The sequence below is a fragment of the Salinivibrio siamensis genome (assembly GCF_001996005.1).
GTDB lineage: Bacteria > Pseudomonadota > Gammaproteobacteria > Enterobacterales > Vibrionaceae > Salinivibrio > Salinivibrio siamensis.
In genome coordinates, this window is the sequence record NZ_MUFB01000048.1 from 1 (window position 1) to 7,113 (window position 7,113).

At 41.0% G+C, this 7,113-nt stretch carries 7 protein-coding genes; all 7 read right to left on the bottom strand.

Annotated elements, in window-relative coordinates; all coding sequences use genetic code 11:
- Positions 1-344: 344 nt before the first annotated feature.
- Positions 345-797 (bottom strand): hypothetical protein, encoded by a 453-nt coding sequence (locus BZG73_RS15685; RefSeq protein ID WP_077668799.1) that lies wholly within the window; start codon positions 795-797, stop codon positions 345-347.
- 753 nt (positions 798-1,550) lie between these two features.
- Positions 1,551-2,390, bottom strand: a complete 840-nt coding sequence (locus tag BZG73_RS15695) for a hypothetical protein (RefSeq protein WP_077668801.1) — start codon at positions 2,388-2,390, stop codon at positions 1,551-1,553.
- A 133-nt stretch (positions 2,391-2,523) separates the two neighbouring features.
- The gene (locus tag BZG73_RS15700) at positions 2,524-3,279 is read right to left on the bottom strand and encodes a restriction endonuclease (protein WP_077668802.1); all 756 of its coding nucleotides are present in this window, start codon (positions 3,277-3,279) and stop codon (positions 2,524-2,526) included.
- A gap of 148 nt (positions 3,280-3,427) precedes the next feature.
- Entirely contained in the window at positions 3,428-4,315 is an 888-nt protein-coding gene (locus tag BZG73_RS15705) for an IS3 family transposase (protein WP_077668803.1), read from the bottom strand.
- A complete protein-coding gene (locus BZG73_RS15710; RefSeq protein ID WP_077668804.1) occupies positions 4,267-4,602 on the bottom strand; it encodes a transposase in 336 nt (111 codons plus the stop codon). The genes BZG73_RS15705 and BZG73_RS15710 overlap by 49 nt, the downstream gene beginning before the upstream one ends.
- A gap of 72 nt (positions 4,603-4,674) precedes the next feature.
- Positions 4,675-5,346 (bottom strand): hypothetical protein, encoded by a 672-nt coding sequence (locus BZG73_RS15715; protein WP_077668805.1) that lies wholly within the window; start codon positions 5,344-5,346, stop codon positions 4,675-4,677.
- Between the two features lie 110 nt (positions 5,347-5,456).
- A complete protein-coding gene (locus BZG73_RS15720) occupies positions 5,457-6,206 on the bottom strand; it encodes a hypothetical protein (protein ID WP_077668806.1) in 750 nt (249 codons plus the stop codon).
- Positions 6,207-7,113: the final 907 nt, after the last annotated feature.

Sequence of the window (7,113 nt, forward strand, 5' to 3'; positions counted from 1 at the left end):
TCGAATAAACTCGAAGTCGATGGCACGGTCGATTTTACGAACAAGATGGTCTTTGGGAACAAGTTGTTCCATCGTCACCATTTCAAGTTCATATTGGTGTGGAGAAGGTTCTTGAAGCATACCGGAGCATCCCTATTGCGACAGTGTGGAGAAGGTTCTTGAAGCATACCGGAGCATCCCTATTGCGACACTCCTATTAGATCAAAGGTCTAGCTCGAAAGCTAGACCTTTGTCAGCAGTCTGAACGCAGCCATAGGGCTGCGTTTTTGTGTCTGTTTTTTTATTTTGCTCGTTCCCAAGCTCCTGCGTGGGAACGAGAAAATCTCTTACCAATCAATGAGAAACTAAATTTCCGCCAGTGATCTTTTACAAGTAATTGAAAATTCATGATTTTCTTTAGCGATAAGTTTAGCTTGGATGAATAACTCATTCTGAACTGCTTTAGCCTGATCTGGAGATAAATCTGGCCAGATAAGCGTAGGTAAAACGGGGACCACGTTCAAAGCACCTAGTTTAGTAAACAATGATTCACATTCATCCTTAGTTACTTTTTTGACAGGCCGAATACCTGAAACCTCAAGGCCAAGAGTTGATTTATCTTCTAGGAGTTTAAACGCAAGTTCTTGCTTACCTTCAAGTTTAGTAAAAAGGTTTATTGCTCCAGTCAGCGTTGCTAATTGATTCCTGCCCGCCTGATAAGCGGTTAGAGGTGTGGACTTCAAGTCATCTAATACGCTAATCTCTGTTGCCGCCACAGGCGTGGCCATCAGCACAGCTGATAATACTAACTTCTTCATATCTCACTTCCTTATTATATGGACACTAAAAATCATTTATACAAGTAACCGCATTACTAGTTCCCACGCTCCTGCGTGGAAATGCATACGAAACTCGAAACCTGAACAGTAGTCGTGACAAAGCCATCAGGCCGCAATTATCGAATTTGGTTGCTCTGATTCTGCTGCACGGATCTCTGTTCTTACACGCTCTAACACCGTGGCCAATTTGGGGCAGCTAAAACAATGACAAAATCTATACATCGATGGTGCCATTGGCGTAGGTGACACAAGCCCCTGCAAGATGCCAACTATGATGCATTATGCCACCTGGGCGCCTGTCACGTTTGGCGCCAATTTTATCCACGATGTTACTCGTTCCCATGCTCCCGCGTGGGAATGCATATGGAACTTAAGCCATGACCAAAGCTCTTGACAAAATCATCAAGTCGAATTTGGTTACTCTGATTTTGCTGAACGGATCCTCTGTTCTCATACGCTCTAACATCGTAGCCAATGTTAGTTGGCCACTACAAGATTATTTAGAAAGGCATGAAAGTAGGAAAAATCTAATTTGGAGTGCCACTAAAACAGGGAGGGTTACAAAAAGTGCGCAGTTGCAGATAAGGCGAGTTCTGTTTGCGCCTATCCACACTCCCTGCAGCTCAGCGGGCAACATAGTGGTGATCTTAAATTCGGTGCTTAGAGACGGCGTGATGTGGGATAAAAATCTCGCTTAAATTTAGGATTGACGACATACTCGTTTGTTATGTGTTAAATGTGACCATATCTGTAAATGAAAAAATGGTGAGTCTTTGATTCATAGACACCAAGATCTAGCCCTTCAAGATGCCAGCAAAACTTTGGCTTTTTAGGAATTGGGTGCTCATTTCCCTCATACAACTCGCTATGAAACGTTGGGTCGTTCAATTTGCTGTCAACTTGTTCAATAACATGTATGTACTGCTGTGTCATTGAGTGCAAAAATATCGGATGCCCAGAGGTTGTTATAGGATGTGACATGTACACAGAGCCGGGAGGTAAATCTTCCGATATGATGTCGTCATATATACGCCACATCCTTTCTCTTTCGCGAGACAACACCGGTGAACCAGACTCAAATACTGAATGATCAAATAATGCTACAGCCGTTAGTTCTTCACGAGTAACTTGCACAAATAGTACGATATTGCCCTTGTTCGACTTACCGGATTTCAAGTGCAAATGATAAAAACCTTTTGTATTTAGTATTTGGTCTTTATCCAGCCATGAGTCATTTTGGCGTAGGGTATTTTCTTTTGGGGTATACCCTTTTGAAAGCACACTATTAGACAAATGGTCTGTCAGATCTTGCCCTAAAGAAGCTTTCGTTAAGATATGAAATACATCGGCTTCACATTCCGCCCACCTTGAATCCATGGTTAGATAAGGTTTTATAGCTACTTTTCGTTTTCTAGTAGGTATTAGTCGAGCCGACCAATTCAAGTAATGAAACAATACTGAGCCCCAGCTTTGACTTTCAAGCTCTTCCTTTACTTCTTTCGTATTTGGAAAGTAAGGCATTGTTTTAATTAACTCATTTTTTAGTTTTCTTATAGTTTTGGATTCACCCATTCAAAATATCCTGAGTAACACATAACGCTGAGAACAGTTTCAAAATATTTGGCACGTCATTTTGCTCTGCAAAATGCGTGACAATTATTTTGTCAATTGCTTCGACTTGTTAAGTTTATTACGCACTCTAGAGCTAATATTTTCTAAGCCAACTTTTAAGATCATTAAAATCTTTTAAGTCTAATTGATTTTTTACCATTTGAGCTTCTCGTATGGCATCACGAGAAAAATAACTAGTAGTAACAATAATACTTTTTGTCGCTTGACGTAAGTTATGAACACCCATTACTTCTCTAATAATACCCACACCAATTTTATTATCGGCTGCATATTTTTTACATTCTACATGAGTTAAATAACTACATACTTCATTTTTGACGTAAGCAATTATATCTCGACCGCCATCACGAGTAGCTTTAGTTAACTCAACGTCGAATCCCATATCCTTCAATATACTTGCTACTAATTCTTCAAATTTTCTGGAGGATAAATCGTATAGTTTTTCAGGGTTTCTTCGTAGGTAAATTTTAATCTGATCATCAATTGAAGTGACAATTTCTTTTTCTTCGACTTCAATAAGTTCAGTTGGAGGTAAATATAATTCTTCTTTAAATGTCTCAGATATCTCCATTTCACTCATTAAGGAGATAATATTTTCTTCGGCATTATCTATAGTCGGAAGGCTTACATCACCTTTTATACATCTATATATACCATCTTCGTCTTTTGCCAAAACAACATAAGACCAATCTTTATCAATTGGGTCTCGAATAATTGTACCAGCCAAATCTAACTTAGAACTTTTTAACCATGCTTTCTCAGGAAACATCCCGAGGCTGTCTACGTTTAAAGATCTAAATTCTGATTCGGATATATGATGTATACTCATTTACTTTTCCTAAACCTAACGCTAAGCTAAGTGGCTAACAAACATGGCAAAAACCTAAATTAAACGCCATAAACACTTAACTCAATCAAATTAAAAATGCCGAACGTTTGTTAGTGATGTTGATCCACTTTAACGGACACGTCTTTCGTTAAGCACATTGTTTTTCAAAAGCAATCGGCGACATATAGCCAATGCTACTGTGTAACCGTGTTCGATTATAAAAGTACTGAATATATTTTCTGAGCTTCTCTCGTAAGTGCCTTAAGTTAGCAATCGGTGCATCTTTGATTAACTCGCCCTTAAGCGATTTAAAGAACGACTCGACTTCTGCATTATCCGTGCATTTCCCTGGCCGATTCATGCTTTGCTCAACACCGTGTTCCGCCAGTAAATGTCGCACCCTATCCGCACAATACTCGCGCCCTCTGTCGGTATGAAATAGCAGCCCCCGTTTAGGCTTTCGGCTAGCGAGTACTTTAACAATGGTGAACATCGTCAAGTTTGAATCAAGTTTGTCGCTGAGCGCCCGGCTAAGTACTTTTTTTGAGTAAACATCAATCACTACCGCTAAGTAGCCCCATCGGTTTCCTACTTTTATGTAGGTAACATCCGCAGTCCATTGTTGATTGATTTGGCACGCTTTTTCTTGTTCTAAGCGTCGATTGACGAGTCCTTTAAAGAACGTCCGACTCTTTTGCCGACGACGGTAAACGCGGTCCACTCTCGCCTTTAAACCGGCTTCTCGCATCAAGCGTGCCACACGCTTACGACTCACTGCGAGACCTTTTGCCTTCAACGCCGCATGGATTTTAGGACTCCCATATCTGCCTTCGCTTTTACGGTAGATGAACGCTATCTCTGCGCCTAGCTCACTATCTGCGCGTGAGTGTCCTGACTGTCCGCGGCTTAGCCAATCATAATAGCCACTACGAGACACAGAAAGGTGCCTACACAGCTTCTTTACTGAGTAAACATCACTATATTGCTTTACGAATCGGTAGGCTTGCGCCTTTGTTCTGCTTGAAAGCGTTGCCACTTTTTTAAGATATCGTTCTCCTCTTCAAGCTCCGTGATCCGTCGCTTGAGTGCCGATAACTCATCCTTCGCCTTGTCTGGCTTCACTTTATTTTTTAGGGACTTGACCATACCAAACTCTCCATCTCGATACGCTTTACGCCATTTCGATAGCATGAATGGATGGATATCAAGCGCCTCTGCAACCGACCTCACTGTTCGATGCGTCTCATAGCTCCATTCAACCGCTTTTAGTTTGAAGTCTAGTGAATATTGCGCTGTCTTTTTACCCGTTTTATAGGCTGGCATACTGACCTCCTCAGGTCGTCGATGCGTGTCCAGTAAAACGGATCAAGTCCAGAATCCCTCTTAAATTGTTTGTTAGCACAACAACATGTGGTAGTTTTTTCTAGCTTTAGAGTACTGATTTAGAATATCTTGCTGCTTTTTATATAATTCTGCTGAGGTTTCATACACGAAATATTTATCAGGTTCAGTACACATAGCAAACATTTGAGGGTCAAACTGTCCGCCAACTGTCTCCTTGTAGCCTATATTGAATGCTTTTGGCACTTTGCTGTAGTAACTCTCACCAGACTTAAGCTGTAAACATAAATAGCACTTAGGCATTTTGAATGGCTTTTCCAAGATACCATTTTCGTATGGTATAAAGAAACGATAATGCGAATGTAACGATTCTTGCTCTAGGTCAAACGTAAGAGATAGGCTATTAGGCAACAAACTACGGCATACGGCGTCAGGATTAAAAACATCTTGAATCAAATCAAGGTATTCACTTCCATTGGCAATAAAGCCTGAAAATAAACTCGGCTTTATAGCCAATGTAACCCTTTCGATTTCCGCATAGACTTGACCACGATTTAAAATTGAAAGTTTTATGTTTCCATGATCATGACGTACTAACCTAAGCTGTAGCTTAGTTTTCCGGGATGAACTAGCAAGATAAAGTGAAACTACAACAGCTAAAAATGTAGCAATACCTGCAAACCAAGTTCCAATCATTGACCAATACGATATTTCTAATTCCGTCATTTTACTCCATAGTTCAAACTTGTTTGCTAACGCTTGCAGCACGCGCGGCTTTGTAGTGGAAGCGAAGCCGCAGCGAAAAAGCCGTCGCCGTGCCYGCGCTTGTTAGGCAACTAAACTCCAAATGCTTTCTCCATTTCTTTGAGAACAAAGTCAGCTAATTTCGGTTCTTCTGTGTTTAAGAAACCTAGATCAGGTTGAATGATCTCTATATCTTTAAGCTGTTTATGCGTTGGCAAGCCGCCACTTCTCGGGTTTGCATAGGTAGCCTTTATCATCAACCAATCTCCATTTGTTTCGATCCATAAGTCGTCAAGGCTTCGTACCCTTGAATCGAACCAAAATCTTACCCAATCTCGGCGGATGTATTTACCCTTAGACTTTACTGGCGGAAACTCTTTTAACGCCAAAAATATATATGGAAGCTGCGCTTCTTCGACATGCCGGTAACTCCATATTCTTTTGTTGTCTGCAAATTTTATTAAATTAATGAAGTCAAAAATACTAAGTACCGTCAAGTGACCTTTCATCAATCCGTAGTGAAACTTCCAGTTATTTATAAAAGAATCTCGAAGTGCTTTGGCTCTATTTGGATCTTCATCAACCGGTGGAAGATTTATATATGACTGCCCTGCTGAAGCTTTTAATGGACAAAATTGATTAACATTTGGCTGATGGCTAAACACACCATCAACAGTTGGATTTGCCTCTCCCTTAGTATGCATTTCGCTACCGCAGGCAGGACATCTAGCAAATGGCCTAACTCTCAGGTGTCCATTGCCATCAAGTTTTACCCCAAATTCATTTATATAATCTACAACAGTAATACTTTTATTTACCGTTGGATGCAATGCAGACTTCATTCTTACACAGAACTCCTTTTATAGTTGCCTAACATTGTATTAGTGCGCATGCACGATTTCCCAAAACCATTACCCGCACTCTTTTCTATCTAACTTACTGTTACCAAAAGAATTTCTTACCTCTAATGGATACTGCTCTTCCGCGAAAGTGTGCATGCCGCCTATCTCTATTCTGGTATTCACACTATCCCCAAGCGTGAGTCTGTAAACGCATGACTAATAGGCTCTTTTTTTCATCCATTCTGGGATAGTGTGAATCGGTCACGGATAAACGCGCACACTATTGGGTATCTCTGCCCGATAAGCTGGTTAGGTATCCAGTGTTTAGCCATGCTACCGCCGATCAGTTGTCGGCACCTAACACGCCATCGAGTTGGCAAATTTGCCATTAGTGTATCAAGGGCTGTTTTGGTTTTCGTGCGCTATTGTCCAAAGTGTTAGATAAGCCATATTTTGTGAGATGGGTGCAAGAAGTTACCTAGGACACAACGAATGAGTCGTTTTAGTGGGCGCTTGCATAAGCAAGGGAAAAGATGACTGCTAACAGGTTCGGAGTGTTGAACACCTCTCAGTGTTACCCCGCTGATTATTTCTAATGCGAAAACGGGAGTTGTACCCGTTCCTTGTTTGACGAAGTGTTTGACTAAAAATCGCCAGGTACAAAAAAGGCGTAGTAGGTACTAACCTGCTACGCCTTTCTATGACTGGTGGCCCCTCCCAGACTTGAACTGGGGACCAATCGATTATGAGTAAAAACCAAACCGCATATGAAACCAAGAGTGCTGTCTGCATAGAGGTAGCCATTCCGCATAAAATCTTTACTGACTTAGTGATGTAGAGATTGGTGACTACTCTCCGGCGACGATGATTATATGGTGTAAGCAAGAAAAAACGTGGTAAGAAGGAC